Here is a 20,296-nt window from a genome sequence, read left to right on the forward strand (position 1 = left end):
GCGTTTCAATGGGAACGGTCGTTTCAACGGAATCGAGTGGGGCGACCAGGAAAAAATGAAGAAAATAAAGGTAAAAGGGTTAATCCTATGAAAAAAGCATCCCTCGTAATGAAATCCATTCTTGGTCTTGGGGTCGTGATGGCGATGGGGTTGCCCCTTCTCGCCGAAGCCCCTCTCTATATTAACTACCAAGGGAAATTGACGGGTGCGAGTGGCGTCCCTGTGGAGGGCAGTCCAATTGATGTCATTTTTAAATTTTATGATATGGCTTCCGGTGGATCCCTGTTGTTCACCGCTCCATCGGTGTCCGTTACTCCTCAAAATGGTGTGTTTTCGTGCCTGATCGATTTAAGAACCAAGCCTGATTTGTTTACTTCAAATCAGGCCGTGTATTTGGGAGTTAAAGTGGGGACGGCCTCCGAATTTCCCCAAAGACAACGATTGGTCGCCGCGCCTTACGCCCTTTCCGTTGGGGCCAATAGCGTGGGAACAGCGGAAATTAAATTAAACTCGATCACAAACGAGAAAGTGGCAACAGGTTTGGATGCTGGAAAGATCACGGTGGGGCGGTTGGGGGATGACCGATTAAGCGAAACGGTGACGAAACTGGGAAACACTGTGAACTCGGCGGGCGGGTTACTTCAGCTCAATTCCAGTGGGAAAGTTCCAGCCTCATTATGGAATAACAGCATCGTTAACGAAAATATTAATGATAACGCGGCCATTGGGTACGGGAAACTGGACCTTTCCGGTTCAATTGTGAAAGATGATTTTAATGCCGCCGCACTTACGACAATTTATTTGACAGGGGACGGCCGCCTTATTCAAGGGAAAGTGTATAAAACGGCGATGTGTGGAGTTTCTGCTGGGAGTCCTTTGTATTATTCTTGCAATTCTCAAAATTGTGATCAGCCGGCTCCTGTTGCAAATTGTGAATCAACAACCCTGGTGGGTAACCTGATTCAATAGGTTCCCGTTCGATGCCGATGGAGGCTAAAGCGAAATGAACGCATTGAGGCAAAAACGGAGTCGATGGGGGGGGGCGCTGCCAGTCGTGGCGGCGGCTTTTCTTCCTGTTTTTGTCCACGGGTTGGACCGGTCGAATGACGACTATCGTTTGCGGGACGATGTGAATGTGGGGGGGGTGTTTTATCAGACGGGTGGGGGATTGAATTTACATGGGACAGTAAGCCCCATGGAAACGACCCTGTCGGGGATTGGGAGTATTCAGTTGGCGCCTGGACCGCACCAAAGTTTTTACTACCCCAAAACGATTTCCGATTTTGGGGTGACGGCAAAATCGGACTCGACACTGGCATTGAGCTGGACCGCCCCCTCGGCTGGGGTCGATTACGTTGAAAGTGTTTCCTCCTATGACATCCGTTATTCCCAGTCGCCGCTCAATGAAACCAATTTTGACTCAGGCCTTCGTGGTCCCATCGTCACTGGGAAACCCGCCGGATTTATTCATGAGGCTGTTGAATTGCCGGGCCTCTCTTACGATACCCCCTACTATGTCGGGATTGCTTCGATCGATCATGATAACCCAGGGAACAAATCATTTTCTTATGTTTCCCCCCCTGTTCGGACTTTAGCAAAAACGCCCTCAAACCCGGTCCTCTCCGTCGATGTTTCTCGTTCGGATGTGATTTTGGCCTTTAACCCAGAAAATCCGGATGGGCATGATCTGAGTTTTGAAGCTGTTATTACAAGATCCAACATCAATCCACCTGTCGATATCATTGAACGGGAAGTTCTTGCTTCGATTCGTACCAATAGTCGACAATCCCTGACTTTTTCAAATGGGAATTTAAACAGAAACGTTCGCTACTATGTTTATTTGCGCGTGTTTAATGGGAGTAATTTCTTAACCTCTTGGATCGATTGTGGTTCAACTGTTATCGCTTCGGGTTTACCAAGCCTTTCTTCCGTGACTCTAATTACTTCATCTTCCCTCACAGTTAATTGGATCGAAAGAATGCTTTTAGGTAAATATCAAGCGCATTTAGATACGGTCGAAAATTTTTCCTCCCCGAATCATCCCCAATTGCCGAACCCACCATTGTTTTCAATAAACTCGCAGGCTTTTACTTCCTTGAAAGGAAACACAACTTATTATTACAAGGTTAGTACCTGGGACTTCCGGGGTCGGGCTTTGGAAGACACTGGAACGGGGGATGTCGTTACCTCTGTATCAAAACCGGTGAATGTCCTTGTGGGCGAGCCGGATGTCTTCCCGACGCGTGCGAGAATCACTTGGTCCATGAACCCGCTTAACGATGCTGGGCCCCATTCCTACGAAGTGACGCTCTCCACCACGCCCTCTTTTGATAACCCTAGTTATCCGCGCCAGACGGTTCCCTACTTGGGGTCGAATTCCATGTCGGTTGAATTTACGGGACTGATATCAAACGCACCTCATTATGTTTGGATTCGTGGGAAAAATAGAGCGGGTGCTTTTTCTTCTGGGGCGGATATCTATGATTCCGGTTCCCCTCTTTTTTATACCTTGCCCAATGCTCCCCAGGTGAGTCTTTCTGTCCCCGATTTTCCATCCCGACAAGTTGGTTTCACGGTGGAAACGATGGGAAATCACTCCAACACGAGGTATGAAGCCAAACTCTATGGATCTCCGAATTGCACCGGCGGCCTATTGTCGTCACTCCCAACCTTCTCGGCAGGATCAGCTTCTTCGGTCGTTCGGTTGTTTGAAAATACTTCGGGAAATATTTTCATCCCGGCCAATGCCCTGTATTCGGTTTGTGTGACGGCGCTAAAGGCCGATCCCGTTGGTGGTGCCCATGCGGTGTCGGATCCACGAAGTTCCTTTACAGCGCCCATTCAGGCTCAGAGGGGGCCCGTGTTTTATAGTTTGGACACCTTAACGATCACCTGGTCGGATGTTGAGAATGCCATAGCTAAAAACGCGCCGGCGACCGTTTATCACTTGGATTGGCGATTGGAGAGGGATAGTGACCCCATCGATTCCCTGTCGATTTCTGGGCCAGGTCCTTTCGAACGTTCCGCGACTTCGTTGCAACCGAACACCACGTACCAGTTCAAAATGTCGGTTTCGACTCCATCGGGGAGCTCCTGGCCCAGCTTGTCCAATTCGTGGGAAGAGGTAACGCTGGCGAAGGAACCTTTGACGCCTTCCTTTACGTTGTACACAACCTCAATGACGGCCCGTTGGGAATCCCATGGAAACCCCGACGGAACCCTTTATCGCGTGGATGTGGATACGGATTCTCGTTTTGGTTCGATCGATGTTTTTGCAGAGACTAAAAACCTGTCGGTGGATTTGCTCCCTTTAGTGCCGAATACGACCTATTTCGCTCAGGTGCGCGCCATAAACCATGGGAATCAATTGACGGTGCCAGTGGCGTTTCCAGCGGGGGAATCCACGCGCGCAAACCCCATTGTTTTGGAGCAGTCGAATTTGACGCTTTTGACGGACTCAGGCACGATGGTGTGGGGAGCCAACGGTAATCCAATAGGAACCCGTTACGTCGTTTCTGTGGCGGAAAATGAATCGATGAATTCCCCCATCCTTTCTCTCAACGTAACCCAGGCGGGGGATACGAACAGTGAGATCCGGCTGCCCTTCGGACCCATAACGCCGAACAAAAATTATTTTGTTCGCGTGGATGTCCACGGGCACTCAGGGGAGATCTTGAGGTCCAATACGGTGAATAATCGAACAGCGGCCGCTGTTGTCCCTATCCTCTCTTTCGGAGCCGCTGGTGCAGACGATCCGACCAAAGAGTTGAAATTGGTTTGGGACAAAACCGTCAACGATTCCCTTACAAAATACGTGCTGGAGTTGTCGACCTCTTCTGGTTTTGAACCTGGCCGGACGGCGTCTTTCACGACGGCGGCTGGGGAAGGATCCCATGTGTTTAAGACCGATGTTTTAGGACAAAACCTTTCTTCAAATCAACTCTATTACACCCATGTGCGTGCGGAGGAAGGTGCCGTATTTTCCATTCCTTCAGACGCCTACACATTCCCCTCCTCTCCTATTAACCTGATGGTATTAGACCCTTCCGACCCCAGATCCCGGGTGAAATTCGGGTGGGATCATGGAAATAACGCTCCCGAAAGAACACAGTATGAAATTTCAGTTTCAACCACTGTCGATGGCATAGAGCATATTGTTGTACAAAAGCCCTTAGGTGTTGGAGTGCATGCGACTGAAATTTCAGAGACGGAAGGCCTCGTGTGGGCCAATCAGAAGTATGTGGTGAACGTTCGGGCCTTAGCGGCGGGCGCAGGTATTCCTCCTCGTGACGAGTGGATCACCAGCGCGGCTTTCACGGCCCCTTTGGCCCCCAAGCTGACTGTGGATCGCCCCCCGGTTGTAACCACCAATACCATTTTAGTTAAATGGAGCGCTCCAACAGAAACGGTGGGAACGGTTCCGATTCGAAATAGGCCGGGCACTGAATATCAGGTTGAATGGGACGATGGAAGGTCGTTTAAGCGTCTTTCTGGTTTCGAATATCTTCTTCCTGATTTAACCCCGAACACGACGTACAACATTAAAGTAAAAGCGGTTCGTGCCATCGGAAGTGTTTGGCCCGAGCCCGAAAAGACCGTTGTGGAGGTCACAAGGCCCAATCAAGCGCTTTTCTTGTTGGGGGGGATTACTGTTTATTCATCGTCAGTCACCCTGTCCTGGGGCTTGAATGGGAATTCGGTTGGAACGAACCATATTGTCACAATATTTGATTCAGCTCATACCTTTAATTATTCTACAAGAGCAACGAGATTTACGACTCCTCCAGATCTTCAAGCTGGGAATTTGTATTCCATTTCGGTTGCGGCTTCCGGGCACAAGTATAACCCAGAGCAAGCAGCGACGACTATTTCCAGGAGAACGCTACCCCTCGCTCCCAGAATATTGTCGCCAATTGAAAAACCTGAAAGTGATTCGACGGGGCAAAAGGTTGAAGTTCACTGGGATCCTGAATCCAATGGGCTGATCACAGTTTACAACGCCAGCAAGGATAATGGATTGACGTGGTCGTCAAATTCATACGCGCCAAGGCATCTTTTTGAATCGTTACTTCCAAACACTCTGGTGAATTTGTTGGTGAGGTCGAACAACGGTTTTGATGAAGTTTCCCCAGTGAGTTCCACTCAGGTCTGGACCCGAGCTTCGGTTCCACGAGCTCCTTCGACGGCCGTTCCTTTGCTTGATCAAGTGATGGGGATTGGTTTTCCAGATACGAATAATCCTCCTTACACGGAATACGCCGTTCAATTAGCGACAGAAGCGGAGGCTGTCGCCCCCTTTCATGAACAGAACCGAAAATACGCCGAACTTGAATCCGACGGGTCGCCGGGGCTCGCCTCGTTTACGAGTGTCAATCCGGTGTGGTTGACCGCCACGCAATGGGTTTCCTCGGGGCGTCTTTTGCTGCGCAATTTACCTGAGGATTCTGGATATAAAATTGTTCTGTATTCAAGAAACCAACAGGGAGAATCCGAAGGGCCAGGGGAAGGACTGTCCGTAAAGCCAAGCGCGGGGGTTCCTCTGGTAACGTTGCCAATGCCGAATGGAGGAATTGAAACCCATCTGACGAGTTGGGAGAAAAAAGTTTATTTTAACTCCACTCAGGTTCCTTTTCAAGCGGCGAACTCGTCTCACTTTAACGTCATCTGGTCCAATGGTGCGGTGGGGGTGGATGGCAGCAATTTGTCAAATTCTCAGGGGTGGAACGGAAAAATAGATGCTCTCCAACGATGCCTCTCCACGGGAGGGATAAACTCGCCCAGAGTCAATGACGCACTCAAAGGATTCTGCGCTCCTGAAGGACTTTTCTATCTTAATTCGGCTGGGACGGCGGTGATTAATGGGGCGTTAGACCTTTCGACTATCTTTTCCACCGTGGCCTTCCGAGTTTACATTGATACGACCCCCCCCAAACCGGAACAATTAGCGGGTTTTTTCTCGGTGGGATCAACGGAAACTTTACTGTCTCAGGACACGATCTATGGGGATCCCGACCCCTATTTTTCTTGGGCCAGTACGGACACCATAGGAAACCGTATTTCTCGAAGCCCAATTCTTGGGTGGACCTACAGTGTTTCTTCGGACACGGCGGTGACACCTGAGCGGTCCACCCAATCCCCTCAATTTTTGCCGTTCAGGGCGACTCCGGGTGTTGAGGTGGATTTTTCGGAAATCACTCAAACCACAACGTTCTACTTTAAAGTGCGGGGGTATGACCAAGCGGGGAACTGGACCTCGAACGACCATCTCGCCGTCTTTCGCTACACATACACCCCGGATCAGATTCTTCCTCGATGGAACAACGTTTCCCTTTCAGGAAAACGATACCCGCCCATTGATGAGACCCTCCGCTACGCGGCGGTTAATCCGACGGACCAATCCATTCCGGTGGAATTCAGTGAAGCGATGATCTTTGGGAATAACGCGATTCAATTGTCCCTGGTCCGTGGCCCGGACGGTCGGCGGGTGGAATCGCGTAAAGAAATTCGCGCACCAGGGATGAGCAACGCGATTGTTGCCAACTCTTCAGGGGCGGTTATTCTCCCCTTTCTTTTGACGAACAGCTTCTTGCCTGGGAGCGCTTACCGGTTTTTTACTTCCACCAGCCCTTCTCCGACTGATAACGCCAATAACGCCTTGGAGAATAAACTGAGTGTCTTATTCTACACGGCCATGGACCCGGCGACGCCGGCGGTTTTTGTGAGCGAGGATGACGTGGCGTGGGTGGAAGTGAGCCCTTACGCGTTGGGGAGGGAGCTGGCGGGGATGGCGATCAATGATCGGCCGGATATGGTTTCCGTGGCGGGGTCACCGGGCCTTCCGGGCGTGTTGGATAAAGCCAACGGAGCGCTGTCGCGCGGACCGGGGGGCGCCTATCGGAATTTGTTTGCGGCGAAAGAGTTAAGTGTCTTTTCAACCAACGGAGAGTTGCGAACACAACCGTTTGCCGGGGCCGTTCAGTTGTTTTTTAGTTACGAAAAATGGCCTTTGGACGCTCAGGGCCGGATCGTGGGGAGTGCCGCGAGGCCTAAAGACCTGGCGATCTTTGAGTTGGATGAGCAGACCGGTTTCTGGAACAAAATGCCCAACAGCCAAGTGGATGAAACCCGGAAAGTGGTGTCCACGCCGCTCCGACACAATGCCACCTACGGACTGAGGACCAATCCGAACTATGACCTCACCGAAGCCCATCCTTACCCAGTTCCCTATCGGCCGGCGCAAGATAAAAATGGGATCACCTTTACCGGATTGTCTAGTTTTGGGACCATCAAAATTTTCACGCTGGATGGACGCCTGGTGAAAACCCTGCCTTTTGAAAATGTTTCGTTTATTCCATGGAATCCCGTGGCCTCGGACAGTGGGGAACCTGTGGGGTCTGACGTCTATCTCTACATGATCGAAAACGAGCAACAGCGCGTGGTCGGGAAGTTGATGGTGATCCGGTGAGGATCCGGCGCGCGTTGTCTGTGTTGTTTGTCCTTGGCGCCGGGGCGGCGGTCGTCTGGGGGAAATCTTCCGGGAACACCACCGCCAATTTCTTGAAAATGGGTGTGGGCGGGCGCGGGGTGGCCATGGGGGAAGCCCAAACGGCGGCGGTGGATGACGCCACGGCCCTTTATTGGAACCCCGCGGGGTTGGGGGATTTGACCCAAAAAGAGATCACCTTTATGCATCATAAATCCATACAAGGGATCTCGCAAGATGTCCTTTATTACGCTCGCCCAACGGAATCCCTTGGGGTCTGGGGGGCCGGTGCGTCTGTTTTGCGGGTGGATGGGATCAAAAGATACGATGGCTCGGGACCTTCCATCGGAGACGTGGAGGCATCGGACACCCTTTTGACCCTCGGATGGGCCAAACCGTGGGAGGATTTTCAGTGGTTTCCTGGGATTAAAACGGGGGTCAATCTTAAAATCCTCAATAAAACGTTGGATACGGATTCGGCCATTGGGTATATGGTGGACTTGGGTTTTATCTACAAATGTCGAGGGGATTGGAACGAAGGGTTGCGTACGTCGATGGTTCTCCAGAATGTGGGAACAGGGCTTTCGTTTAATGGAGAGAATTCGTCTTTTCCAACGCAGTTGAAAGCCGGGGTATCCTACCCCCTCTTTGGGGATAATATGACGGTGGCCGGGGATGTGGTTTTTCCAACGGACGGCAACCTGTTTTTTAATGCCGGGGCGGAATATTGGATTTGGGAAATCATGGCTTTTCGTTTGGGGTTCAAGGGCAATAATGATTTAGATTCGGGTCTGACTTACGGGTTTGGGATAGGGAATGAACGTTTGCACTTGGATTATGGATTTATTCCTTTTGGTCCCTTTGGCGACAGCCATCGGGTGAGTTTGAGCTTCCGTTTTGGGGAAGCCTACCGGCAAGTGAAAGTGGTTTCCCAAGTGGATGTGGCGTATAAGCGGGCTTTGGCCCGTTACGCCCAGGGCTACATGGTGGAGTCCTACATGCAGGCCAATCAAATTTTGGCGGTGGCCCCTTGGCATCGACCCGCTAAACTTCTCGCCAAAAGGATTGAAACGGAATTTAAACACATGGAGAGCGGGGCGCGCCAAGAACAATTGCAGGCCCAGGTGGATGACCATTTCGCGCGGGGGGAACAATTTTTCCAGGTGGACGACCTCCTTCGCGCGCGCCGAGAGTTTCACGCCATCCTGGCCCTCCAACCGGACCATATGGGGGCCAAAACCTATTTGAACCGCATTGACGAAAGGTTCCAAAGCCTTACGGAACGTTTTTACGATATGGCCCTCCAGGCCTTTGCTTCTCAAGACTTTGTCCAAGCGGGAGAATTGCTTGATCGGGTGCTCAAATTAAATCCGGATCATCTGGAAGCCCGCGATCTCTTGTCTAAAGTGGATCAGGTTCGTCAACAGGCTGAGGATTTTGCCGAACAAAAGCTTCGTCAAGATAAAATTGTCCCTTTGGTTCAAAGCGGGCAGGCTTTCTTTCAACAAAAAAAATACGAGGAAGCGATCTTGAAGTTTAACGAGGTCCTTGCCATCGACACCACGGACGCCGATGCGTTGCGTTTAAGAGATTTATCGAAAGAGCTTGCGGCCAAAGACGCCTACAATGAGGCTCTTCGCGCCGCACGGGATGGGGATTTGCAAACGTCCGCTGTGCTGGCACAAAAAGCGTTACGGTACAAACCCGACTATTCGGAAGCCCGGGAACTTCTTAAGACCGTGGGCCAGAAGCGGGCGATTGTCGATGAAGTTAAATCGAAAGAGCTCTATAAAAACTCTTTGGACGCTTTCCTCGCGGGGGATCCCCAACGGGCTTTTGAATTGGCTGTAAAAGCCCTCGATCTTGACCCCCATAACGTGGAAGCTCAGCGGATGCGGGACCGTTTGGCCCAACGCGGAACGATTTCTCAATAAATTTGTGTTTGTCTTGTTGACAGAACGCGTCATTTCATAGAAACTTGACAGGGACTTCCCCATGAATCGATTGACTCCTCTGGTTTTGCCTTGTTTTGTTCTTCTTCTCTTGGGATTTCTTTCCCCTGGGAGAGCGGACACCCCTGTCGATATGCTTCAGAGCGCGTTGGACGCTTACTTTAACGGTCGATACGAGGAATCTATTCATTTCTTTGACGCCATATTAAAAGTGGACCCCAAGAACGTCCAAGCGCAAAAAGGGCTGAAAAACGCCCAACACAAAAGAAAAATCCAAATTCGGAACGATCGAAACCACGAACGACAAGTCATTTACAGCGCGCAGAAATATTTTTCATTGGGAAAATATGTTGAAGCTTTTGATCGGGGACGAGAGATTTTGGGGCGTTCCCCTCATCTCCCTGACGCCATGAAAATCATTAAAAAAATAAGGGCGAAGGAAGAAAAAATTCTTCGTAAAGCGAAGCCACAATCAAGCGCCTTTTATGAGGCACAAGGCGATTTGGCCTATATGGATGGAGATTGGTTCAAAGCGGTGGACGCGTGGGAAAAAGTGCTGGTTTTTAATAAAGACAGGGCCGATCTCCTTCAACGATTGGAAGTGGTCAAAAAGAAATTGGCTGAAGAACAACGAACGGAACGGATTCAAGTCACCCTGGATCTTGCCCGGGCCCATATTCAAAAAGGATTGTACCCCGATGCGGTTCAAGTGTTAGGGGATCTCCTTCGTTTGGATCCGACCAACGCGGAGGCGCGAATGATGCTGAACGACGCGCGTCGTTCAGCGCGCTTGGCCTATCAGGTTCAAATGGACGGTCGGGTTCAAGAACTGAATCAGAAAGCCATGGATGCTTTTTCCTTGGGTCGTCGAAAACAAGCCTTAACCCTCTTTTTGCAATCTTTGGAAATCGAACCGGGAAATCGTTTGGCTCAAGATTACAAAGAACGAATTCTCGGTTTGGATCCTTCTTTGCTTGACGCACAAAGTCTCGCGCCGCGGGGCGCTTCCAATGATTTTTCTGAAGCCAAAACGTTTCTCCAGACAGACCGTTTTGTGGAGGCGATTGAAGTTCTTGAAAGAATTTTGGTTAAGAATCCTAACGATTTAAAGGCGGATCAACTTCTCGCTGACGCTCGAGGAAAACAAAGGGACATCACCGAAAAAACATATCGAGAGGCTCTGACTTCTTATGCTCGCGGGGACCGCGCGGAGGCTCTGAAGAAACTTCAAGAGTGTCGTCGTTTGGACCCCCAATTTGTGAGAGCCAAGCAGGCCTTAATAAAAATGATGCAAGAGGGAAACGAATGAATACGAACTTAAGAAACAGAGGGTTGCTTTGGGTTGGTCTCTTGTTGTTGGGAGGGCCCTTCCTTTTTGCCGAAAAGATTACAGACAATGAAATTGAAAGTGTGAGTGTCCAGGGCGTCGGTCAATTCGGGAAAATTATTATTCAATCGACTCGGCCCCTCAAATTTCGGGAGGTGGCGGAAAAAGGTATGGGGTTAACACTTTTTATGATGGAACCGGTGTTGTGCCGCCGGCCCGCGATTGAGCGGACTTTTAGCGAAAGCGTCAGCGAGATCCGATACGGCTACAAAGGGGGGGGGGCTCCCGAATCTGGGGAAGACGCTCGGCCTCTGGAACTGATTCGGTTGGTGTTCAAGCAGCCGACCGTCACGAAAATTGTTCAGCAGGAATGGGTTTTGGCCGTGGAACTGAGCCCGGCGGCTGAAGGGAGCCGTTCACTTGGTTCATCGGAAGAGCTCCCCGCGGATCGTGCCGGAGCTGAGCCGATGAGGGACACGCGGTTGGTGTTGCCCAAAAGCCCTATCCTTAAAGATTTTTTGAACGTGGGGTTGGCCAATCATATGCCTCTCCGGGTGGCGGAGGAGGAGTTGCGTGTTGCCCATGTCCGTTATCTCGAAGCCATGCGAAACCTTCTTCCGGCGATGACATGGAAATACAGTGAATCGGATGGGACGTTGTTTGAAGATAACCTGGTGTCCACTGACGATACAAAGTTTAAACGGAAGGAAATGGGGTTGGAGCTGGGGGTTCCTCTCTTTCATAGTGGGCAAAATTATTTCAATTTCAAATCGGCGGCAGCACAGAAAGTCGTGGCCCGTGAGAATGTGAGAAAGGTTCGAGGAGAAATCACCTTCGAAATTGTTCGAGCGTATTACAATTTGATTCGGTCCCAACGGGCTGTTCAGGCGAGGAAGGAGTTAAGCCAGAGGTCTGAGAAAGTTATTGAACTGGCACGCAAAAAGAAACAATTGGGGTTGATCACTCAGTCGGATTTCCTGGGGGCGGATTCCCTTTACAATCAGGGCTATTACCGGCTTCTCTCCGATGAAAAAGATCTGGAAATCGCGCGGCTCAAAATGGCGGGTTTTTTAAACATTGCGGATTCACTGCCCACTCTCTTGAACGACCCTGTTGATGCTGTGGATACGCAGCGGTTGGTTGAATTGTCTGTTCCCCCGGAGTCTTTAATCAAAACCGCTTATGAACATCGTCCCGAGTTTCGGGTGGCCGAATACACGGCTCTGGCGCAACGGTATGGGTATCGAGCCGCTTGGGCTCAGAATTTATTGAGAGTGGATGGCACCTATTTCACCGGGACCGCCGGGGGGGCCTTTGAAGATCAGCCGTTGGAGATGGGGCACAGTTGGAACGCGGGGGTGCAAGCCAGTCTGTATTTCGGGGGGAGTACCGTGCGTGCCGCGGCGACCAATGAGCACACGGTTCCCGACTATTCAGAGACCACCGCTACCGATGTGAAAGGGAAAACCGCCAGTTTCAGTTTCTTGGATTCGCTGAAAAGTGCGGGGGATGCCCGACAAGCCCGCGCGTCTCGGGACCGGGCGATCCATGAGCGGGATCAGGCCCGGCGTGATGTTCAAGTGGATGTCCGTGAAGCGTATTACAATATCCAAAAGGGGAAAATTCAAATTCGTGGAGCCCGTTCGGAATTTGAATACCGGGAAAAGGAATTGGACATTACACGACAAAAAGAACGGATGAATATGGTGGAGCCTCGGGAAACCCTTGCGGCGGAAAATTCATATGGGGACGCCGTGGCCAATTACGAAGAGGCCCTTTCTTTTTATCAAATTTCTTTAGCGGGACTTGAGCGGGCGGTGGGTGTTCCGCTCAAAGATATTCCCGAGTTTCGGTAACCTTTCCCCATGAGTCTCGCTCAATTCGTCGGTCGCCGGCCGGTTACCGGCGCGATGTTCTACACGGCCGTCGCTTTGATGGGGGTTATCTCGTGGTTTTTTACACCGCGGGAACTTTTTCCGTCCATCTCTTTCCCTCAACTTCTGGTTATAACGCGGTACGGAAACGCCGCGCCCGAAGAAATTGAAAACCTGGTTACGAAAGTGATCGAAGAATCCGTTGGAACCGTGCCTAATCTTAAACGCGTGCGGTCTATCTCGAAAGAAGGGATCTCCCTTGTCACCCTGGAGTTCAATTGGGGGGCTGACATGGGGTTTGCCCATTTGGCGGCGCGGGAAAAACTGGACCAAATTAAAGACCGATTGCCTTCCGAGGCCGAAGACCCCATCATCAACCGAGTGAACCCCTTCGCCCAACCCATGATGATTTACTCGGTCAGTGGATCTCAACCCATGCGGCAATTAACGGAGCTGTCCAAGCAGGTTGTTAAGCAGCGGCTTGAAAAAGTGACTGGAGTGGCTTCCGCGACTATTTCCGGTGGGGAGGAACGAGAGATTGTGGTTCAGGTGGATCGCCAGCGGATGGAATCTCAAAATATTTCCCTGACGATGGTTTCGGATACCCTGAAAGATTCCAACTTAAATTACCCCGCGGGGACGGTTCCCGGTAAATTTTATGAATACATTATAAGCACAAAGGGGGAATTTAAGAACATCAACGAAATTAAACGTATGCCTATTCGTGTGGATCGGGCGGAAGATTACGAGCGAACGCGGGATCCCGAAAAAGATCGGGATCGGGAACACCGGGCCAAGGACCACCGGCTCATGCGCTTGGATGGCGTGGCGGAAGTGGTGGACACCCTCAAAGAAAAAACAAGTTTTTCTCGGTACAATGGCCGAGAAACGATTTCTATTTCGTTACAAAAACAAGCGGACGCCAACACCCTTTCCACCGCTGTTCGCGTGCGATTTGCCATGGAAGAATTGAGCGCCGTTTTAGAACCCAAGGGGATCAAATTGGAACTGGTGTATGACGAATCGGTTTTTATTCGTAAGGCCATTAATGGGGTCACTCTGGATGGGCTGGTGGGGGGCGTCCTGGCGTTCCTTGTCCTTTATTACTTTCTGAAAAGTTGGCCCATTTCGATTATTGTGGCTTTGTCCATCCCTGCCTCAACTCTTTTTACCTTTACCGGAATGTTTCTCAATAAAATTTCTATCAACATGCTCTCGTTGGCTGGCTTGGGCCTGGGCATTGGTGCCATGGTGGACAACTCGATCGTTGTGGCAGAGAATATTACGCGCCATCGGCTTGTCTTAGGGAAAGGGGTGGTCCAGGCGGCTGTGGAGGGGACCGATGAGGTGGCCCCTTCCATGATTACCTCGGCCCTCACGAACGTGGCGGTGTTGGTTCCGTTACTTTTCGCTAAAGGCGTGGCTCAATTGGTTTTTCGCGACATGTTTTTTATTGTGGCCTGCGCGTCCTTTGCGTCGGTTTTTGTTTCCATTACCTTGGTCCCTCTGATGACCGCTCACCCCCTATCGTTCGACGTGTTACGACGGTTGTTGGGGACGAAGAGTGCGGAGCCTGAGCCCCAAAAAACGAACCGATTTTTTGGGGGCGTGTCCCGGTGCTGGAAATGGTTTACTTCCGGGATATCGGATGCGGCTCTCCAGCGGTTATTGGAACGGTATCGGCATGGTTTACAATGGGCGTTGGATCATCCCAAAATGACCACTCAGATTGTCCTGGTCGTGGGGGTATTGAGTTTGGGAATGTTGGCGGTGCAGGACAAAGTGTTTATGCCCAAAATAGACCAAGGGCAGTTTATTCTTAAGCTTCAAATGCCGGTGGGGACCCGGCTGGAAAAAACCAACGAAGTCGCTCTCAAAATGGAAACCATTCTTCGGTCCGTGCCAGGGTTTAAAGAATCCACGGTGAATGTGGGGTCCAACAATGTGGACGCGGTGGATGCTTTGGGCAATCATCAGGCGCAGGCCATCGTCAATTTGGATCGTCACTTGATTTCTACCGACGAATTTATCGACCTCCTTCGAGCGGCGTTGGAAAAGGAAGATTTAAAGGGAGGGGAGGTCCAATACATCCTTCAAGACAGCGTGCTCTCCTCAGCTTTTGAAACTTCGGCGCCTGTTGTGGTCGAAATAAAAGGGCCGGACATGGTGATCCTTAAAAAGATGTCGGAGGATATTCTTAAAGATTTATCGGGAATTCGCGGTGTGTTTGGAGCCAAGACGAGTTTGGCCCTCCCTTCCACGGAAACACGTGTGGAAGTTGATAAGGTGAGTGCCGCATCTTATCTCCTTTCCGTCACTGAAATCGCGAGGACGGCGTTGATTGGAATCAAGGGGTTCGTGTCCACCACGTACAAAGAGGGGGGGCAGGAGGTGGATGTTCGCGTTCAGTTAAGACCTGAGGACCGGGGGAGTTTGGATGATATCCGCCGCCTGACCATCCAGAATCGTGACGGTCTGGCCATCCCCCTTTCGGAACTTGCCCATTTGCGAACCGCTCAGGGGCCCAGTGAAATTAAACACATCGACCAACAACGCGCCATCGTTCTCTCGGCGCACATCTCTAAACGTTCGACCCGGGACGTCATGAGTGACGTTAACGTTGCTTTGGAGCCCTACCGCCAATTTACGGATTACCAGGTGGATTTGACGGGGGAAAGTCGCCAGATGAAGGAATCCTTTGGGGGGTTGCTCATCGCCATGGTTCTGGCCACGGCCCTGGTTTACATGATCATGGCCGCTGAATTTGAATCGCTCTGGCACCCGTTCTTGATTATGGTGACCATCCCCTTCTCTGTTGTGGGAGTGGCGATTTCTCTGTTTGTCACTCAAACGCCGATCAGTGCCCCTGTTTTTTTGGGGATGATTCTTTTGTTCGGTAGTGTGGTGAACTACGGGATTATTTTGATTGATTTTATCAATCAACTGAGGCGAGAAGGCGAGTCGCTCCATTCCGCTGTCATGAACGGGTGCGTGACCCGCCTTCGGCCGGTCTTGATGTCTGCCTTGACAACCATATTGGCTGTCCTTCCATTGGCGTTGGGACTCAGTGAAGGGGGGGAACTCTCTTCCCCGATGGCTGTGGTGACGTTCGGTGGGTTGGGTGTGTCGGTGCTGCTTAGTCTTTTCGTTGTGCCGTTAATTTATTTTCATTCCGAGCGTTGGCGGGAACGGCACGCGCCCGTCTTGGCTGAGGGAGAAGTCCTTCCGGAAAACCCTCACCTTGGGGTGTGACCGCGTGGATCTTTCCCAGCGTTTTTAATCGATCCTCATGAGCCTTCCCCGCTTTGCCGTCCGTCGTCCCGTTGCCACGATCATGTTTTATGTGGCGGTCTGCGTTCTGGGGTTATTCTCCTGGTGGGCTCTTCCTGTCGATTTATTGCCAAATTCGGCCGCTGGAAGCCTGTCGGTCTATGTGGGGGTTCGCGGGGGACTCCCTCCAGAAGAAATTGAAGATTTAGTCACAAAAATTGTGGAGGAAGCCGTTGCCTCCGTTCAACATCTCCGCTCTGTGCTTTCCGTTTCCCGGAAAGACCGATCCGTCGTCACCCTGACCTATGAACCCGGGACGGACTTAGGCTTTGCCGCTCTTGAGGTTCAAGAGCGTTTGGCAAAAATTAAAAATAAACTTCCCAAAGATATCGAAAAACCTGTTGTTGCTCATTACTCTGAAAATGATTATCCCGTCATTATCCTCTCCCTGACAAGCGATAAGCACAGTCCGGAGCGGCTTCGGGAGATGGTGGACAACAGCATCAAACCTGAACTCATGCGGGTGAACGGTGTGGCCAATGTGGAGGTGGGGGGAGGCCGCGAACGAAAAATATTGGTGGAGTTTTATCAGGACCGGTTGGAAGCCTATGAGCTTAGCATTCGACAAGTGATTGATACGATTGGAAAACAAAACCTAAATTTATTGACCGGAAAAAGAGAAGAAGGGTCTTCCTCCATATCGATTCGGATTGGGGGTACCTATAAAACGATGGATGATCTTCAGAATTTAGTGGTGCTTCGAAGCAAAGAAGGATCCTCCATTCGGTTGAAAGACATCGCTGATGTGAAAGATTTTTATTTGGAAGCCCAGACGTATGCACGGCTCAATAAGAAGCCGACCGTTTCTGTCTATGTGCAAAAAGCCAACGATGCCAACACGATCCGTGTGGCCGAACGTGTTCGGAAAGTGGCCGCCCGATTGCAAACCGATGTTTTAGGGTCGGATATTAAGATGGACGTTATCACCGATCAATCGGTCTTTGTTTCTGAGGCCATGAACAACGTTGTCACCAATTTGACGATCGGGATGTTATTAACCCTGTTGGTCATTTTCTTATTCCTGAGAGAATGGCGACACACCTTGGTGGTTTTTCTTTCCGCACCGATCGCGGTCTGTATCACGTTGACGGCCATGTTGGTAACAGGGTTTACCTTAAACGTGATGACCCTCTCGGCTTTGGCGTTGGGAATCGGCCTTGTCGTCAACAGTGCCATCGTTGTTCTTGAAAACGTTTTGGATCGGAAACGTCGCGCGTTTCACCATGATGTCTCTGTGGACAACAAAGAAGTGACCTCTCAGGCCACGGAAGAACTGTACATTTCGCTCATGGGTTCAACCCTCACCATGGTGGTTGTTTTTCTTCCCATTGTTTTCATTAACCAACAGGTTAAAATTCTCTATTCCGGTTTGGCGTTTACCATCACGTATGCCATGGTGGCCTCCCTTTTGGTTTCCGTTACCTTGGTTCCCCTTCTCGCCTCACGGATTGGGTTGCCCTCTTATTCAGGTTATTTTTCCCCTCGCGTGAGGGGCCGTTTGGCTTTTTTGTTGGGGCGGGTGAGGAACGCAACTCCCCTGGGGTTCCGCCGGTTCCTGACCCGGCTGGGGTTTTCCCTTCGACGCGTGTTCCCTTCCTCTCCCCCCGCGGATCTGTGGGGCCCTCCTCCGGAAGAGGTGGAGCCCGAGCAAACTGTTCCCCTTTCGTCGCCCCCTGGCTTTTGGGGGTGGGTTAACTATTACTGGTTTTCCTGGGCTTGGCCGCCACTCTTAACGGAAATACGATTTGCACAAAAGTCCCCCCGACGGGCTTATATCCACTGGTGCGGAAAATCTCTTCGGAACCAGAAATGGATTTCCCTGGTTATTGGAGTGGCCGCGATCGCCTCTGTTTTGATGTATTTGTTTGTGTTGGAAAAAGATTTCTTTGGTACCACCGAGCAGAGTGAGTTTATTATTTACGTAGAGCTCCCCGCGGGCGCCAAGCTGGATGTATCGGATTCTATTGTTCGAGAAGTGGAACGGATCCTCTCGGATAATCCGGATGTGGCGGAAACCGTTAAGACGGCTGCCGCGCGCGTGGAAGGGTGGTCGTCAAAAGTTTACGTGACGTTGCGTCCTCGATCCGAGCGGTCTCGTTCGGTTCAGGAAGTCATATCGGAACTTCGGCCCAAAGTGGCGGATATCGGGCAACAATTCGACACGTTTATTTATTTTTCAGAACCTGAATCTTCCAAAGAATTCTTCATTGATGTGTTTGGCATCAATTACGATACACTCCGTGATTTAGCCAGTGCCATCGCGGAACGAATCCAGAATGTGTCGGGACTGGCGGATGTCAAACTTCGCTACAAACCCGGTCAGCCGGAAGTTCAGGTTCTTGTCGATAAGGACCGGGCGGCCATGTTTGGGTTAACTCTTCGGGATATTGCCGAGGATCTGCACGCACGGATTCGAGGTTTACGTCCTTCCTATTTCTTTACGGATTCCAATCAAATGGAAATCATTGCTCGGGACAAAGAGCAATTTCGAAAATCCTTGGAAGATATTCATGCGTTGACCCTGATGTCTCCCCAGGGGGGAAATACGCCCATTCAACAGTTCGCTACGTTTGAGTTCGCGTTAACGCCCAGTGAGGTGTGGCGAAAGGACAAGCAACGTGTCATTCAAGTGAGCGCTAATCGAGAAAAACTCCCGCTCAGTACGGCGGCTAAAAAAAGCCTTTCCGCTTTAAAAGGGCTTCAGGCTCCCAACGGTTATTATTTTCAAATTGGCGGGGATTACGTGGATATGGTTCAAAATGAGCGAGAATTCCGTTTCGCTTTTATTGTCATGGCGGGACTTGTTTTCATCGTTTTGGCAAGTCTGTTTGAGTCTTATCTTCAGGCGATTCTTATTATGGTGACGATTCCCATGGCGCTCATTGGGAGCATTCCCCTTCTGTATGTTACGAACACCTCTGCCACCATGAGTGTTTACATCGGGATGATCATGCTGGGGGGGGTGGCGGTCAGTGACGCTATTGTACTTGTGGAAAAAATTAATCAATTTCGGTTGGAAGGTTGGGGGCTTAAGCGTGCTGTATTGGAATCCAGTTGGGTTCGATTATCTCCCATCTTGAACACGTCGCTGACCACAATCGTTGGGCTGGTTCCTATGGTTCTTTCTCGCAGCGAATCCGCACAACTCTGGGCCCCCCTCGCGTTAACAGTGATTGGCGGAGCGGCGATGGCCACCGTCCTCACCCTCTTCATGATTCCGGCGCTTTATTATCACATGGAAACATACAAGATGAAGATCCAGCGGTTCATCAAGGACGAAGATATTTGAAAACGGTATAAATTCGAGGGCCTGGTCAGTGTCAGTTTGCGGCGGGGGAGGGGGAACCTGAGTTTTGCTTTTGCGGTAATTCTCGGGCCGGAAGAGCGGGGAGTGGAGAGGGGGTCGTCGGGGTGGCGTTCTTGCGAAGGTCAGCGTTCAGTTGGTTAATTCTATTAATTTCATTTATGGTTCGTAACGTTTCCTGAATGTGGGGGTCCTTCGTGGAGAGGGGGGGGGGCTCCGGTGCGGGAGGGAACTGGTTTTGGTCGGTGTAATCACCCGAAAGGGAGGGGTTCGCTCCAAAGGAAGATCGAGGTTTTCTTTGTTCTTTTAGCGAGGCTCGGAAGACCCATCCCGCAAGAATGATCAAAAATAAAACACCCGCCGCCCACCATACAAAGGGAGAACGGCGGGTGCTCAAGAAACGGTCCCTAGTCCTTTCGGGTGTTGGATTCGATTTTAATCAGAAGGCCAATGACCTCCGCAATCGTCCAGAAAAATAAAAAATAAAAAGCCCCCAGAATTAAAGCCAGAAGCGATGTCGCACGTGGAGCGTCTGTGGATCCCCCGCCAATGAGAATGATGATGAAGAATACCAACCCAAGGAGTGCCGAAATAAGGGCTAACGCTTTGAAGGAAAGCGGAATATATTTTAAAGGTTTCGAACTGTTCATGGAATCGAGCCTCCTCGATCTTAAATGAAACGATTATAAAAAATCGGCTTCAACCTGAACGATCCGTTTGGCCTGGAATTTGACGAAAGATCTCGCTTGTTGTTGATTTTCCGTCTCGGTCCTGCGGGCCAATGAATAAAAATTTCAGGTTCAATCCGCCCAACGCTGAGTTAATTTATAACAGACTGCCATTTCTGTCAAGGACATTCTTCCCTTTTGTGTAAGGTTCCCCTTTGGCAACAACGGTGCATAGGCGTATGGAAGTGGGCTATCCCTGGATTTTTCTTACCTAGTGGAAAACATATGGAAAAAGGCCGTTTCAATTTATTTACAAAAATGTTGCAAACAGTTTACAACTTCTTAAGGCAATCTTAAG

The 20,296-nt window shown here is 50.6% G+C and carries 8 protein-coding genes; 7 read left to right on the forward strand and 1 reads right to left on the reverse strand.

Annotation, left to right across the window (positions count from 1 at the left end; genetic code table 11):
* Positions 1-87: 87 nt before the first annotated feature.
* From JNK54_06220 to JNK54_06250, 7 genes are all read left to right on the forward strand, one after another.
* Positions 88-969 carry a hypothetical protein gene (locus JNK54_06220; GenBank protein MBL8023860.1) on the forward strand — a complete coding sequence of 294 codons (882 nt, stop codon included), beginning with the start codon at positions 88-90 and terminating at the stop codon, positions 967-969.
* Between the two features lie 34 nt (positions 970-1,003).
* Positions 1,004-7,465 carry a hypothetical protein gene (locus JNK54_06225; GenBank protein MBL8023861.1) on the forward strand — a complete coding sequence of 2,154 codons (6,462 nt, stop codon included), beginning with the start codon at positions 1,004-1,006 and terminating at the stop codon, positions 7,463-7,465.
* Positions 7,462-9,417 carry a PorV/PorQ family protein gene (locus tag JNK54_06230; protein ID MBL8023862.1) on the forward strand — a complete coding sequence of 652 codons (1,956 nt, stop codon included), beginning with the start codon at positions 7,462-7,464 and terminating at the stop codon, positions 9,415-9,417. Before JNK54_06225 ends, JNK54_06230 begins: the two co-directional genes overlap by 4 nt.
* A gap of 61 nt (positions 9,418-9,478) precedes the next feature.
* Positions 9,479-10,744, forward strand: a complete 1,266-nt coding sequence (locus tag JNK54_06235; GenBank protein MBL8023863.1) for a tetratricopeptide repeat protein — start codon at positions 9,479-9,481, stop codon at positions 10,742-10,744.
* Entirely contained in the window at positions 10,741-12,618 is a 1,878-nt protein-coding gene (locus JNK54_06240; GenBank protein ID MBL8023864.1) for a TolC family protein, read from the forward strand. The genes JNK54_06235 and JNK54_06240 overlap by 4 nt, the downstream gene beginning before the upstream one ends.
* Before the next feature lie 9 nt (positions 12,619-12,627).
* Positions 12,628-15,888: an efflux RND transporter permease subunit gene (locus JNK54_06245; GenBank protein ID MBL8023865.1), complete on the forward strand. Its 3,261-nt coding sequence runs from the start codon at positions 12,628-12,630 to the stop codon at positions 15,886-15,888.
* 37 nt (positions 15,889-15,925) lie between these two features.
* Positions 15,926-19,255 (forward strand): efflux RND transporter permease subunit, encoded by a 3,330-nt coding sequence (locus tag JNK54_06250; protein ID MBL8023866.1) that lies wholly within the window; start codon positions 15,926-15,928, stop codon positions 19,253-19,255.
* 422 nt (positions 19,256-19,677) lie between these two features.
* Here the strand turns inward: JNK54_06250 and JNK54_06255 are convergent, their stop codons facing one another.
* On the reverse strand, positions 19,678-19,920 hold the full coding sequence (locus JNK54_06255) for a hypothetical protein (GenBank protein ID MBL8023867.1): 243 nt from the start codon (positions 19,918-19,920) through the stop codon (positions 19,678-19,680).
* Positions 19,921-20,296: the final 376 nt, after the last annotated feature.

The organism is Elusimicrobiota bacterium (assembly GCA_016788905.1).
GTDB lineage: Bacteria > Elusimicrobiota > Elusimicrobia > FEN-1173 > FEN-1173 > JADKHR01.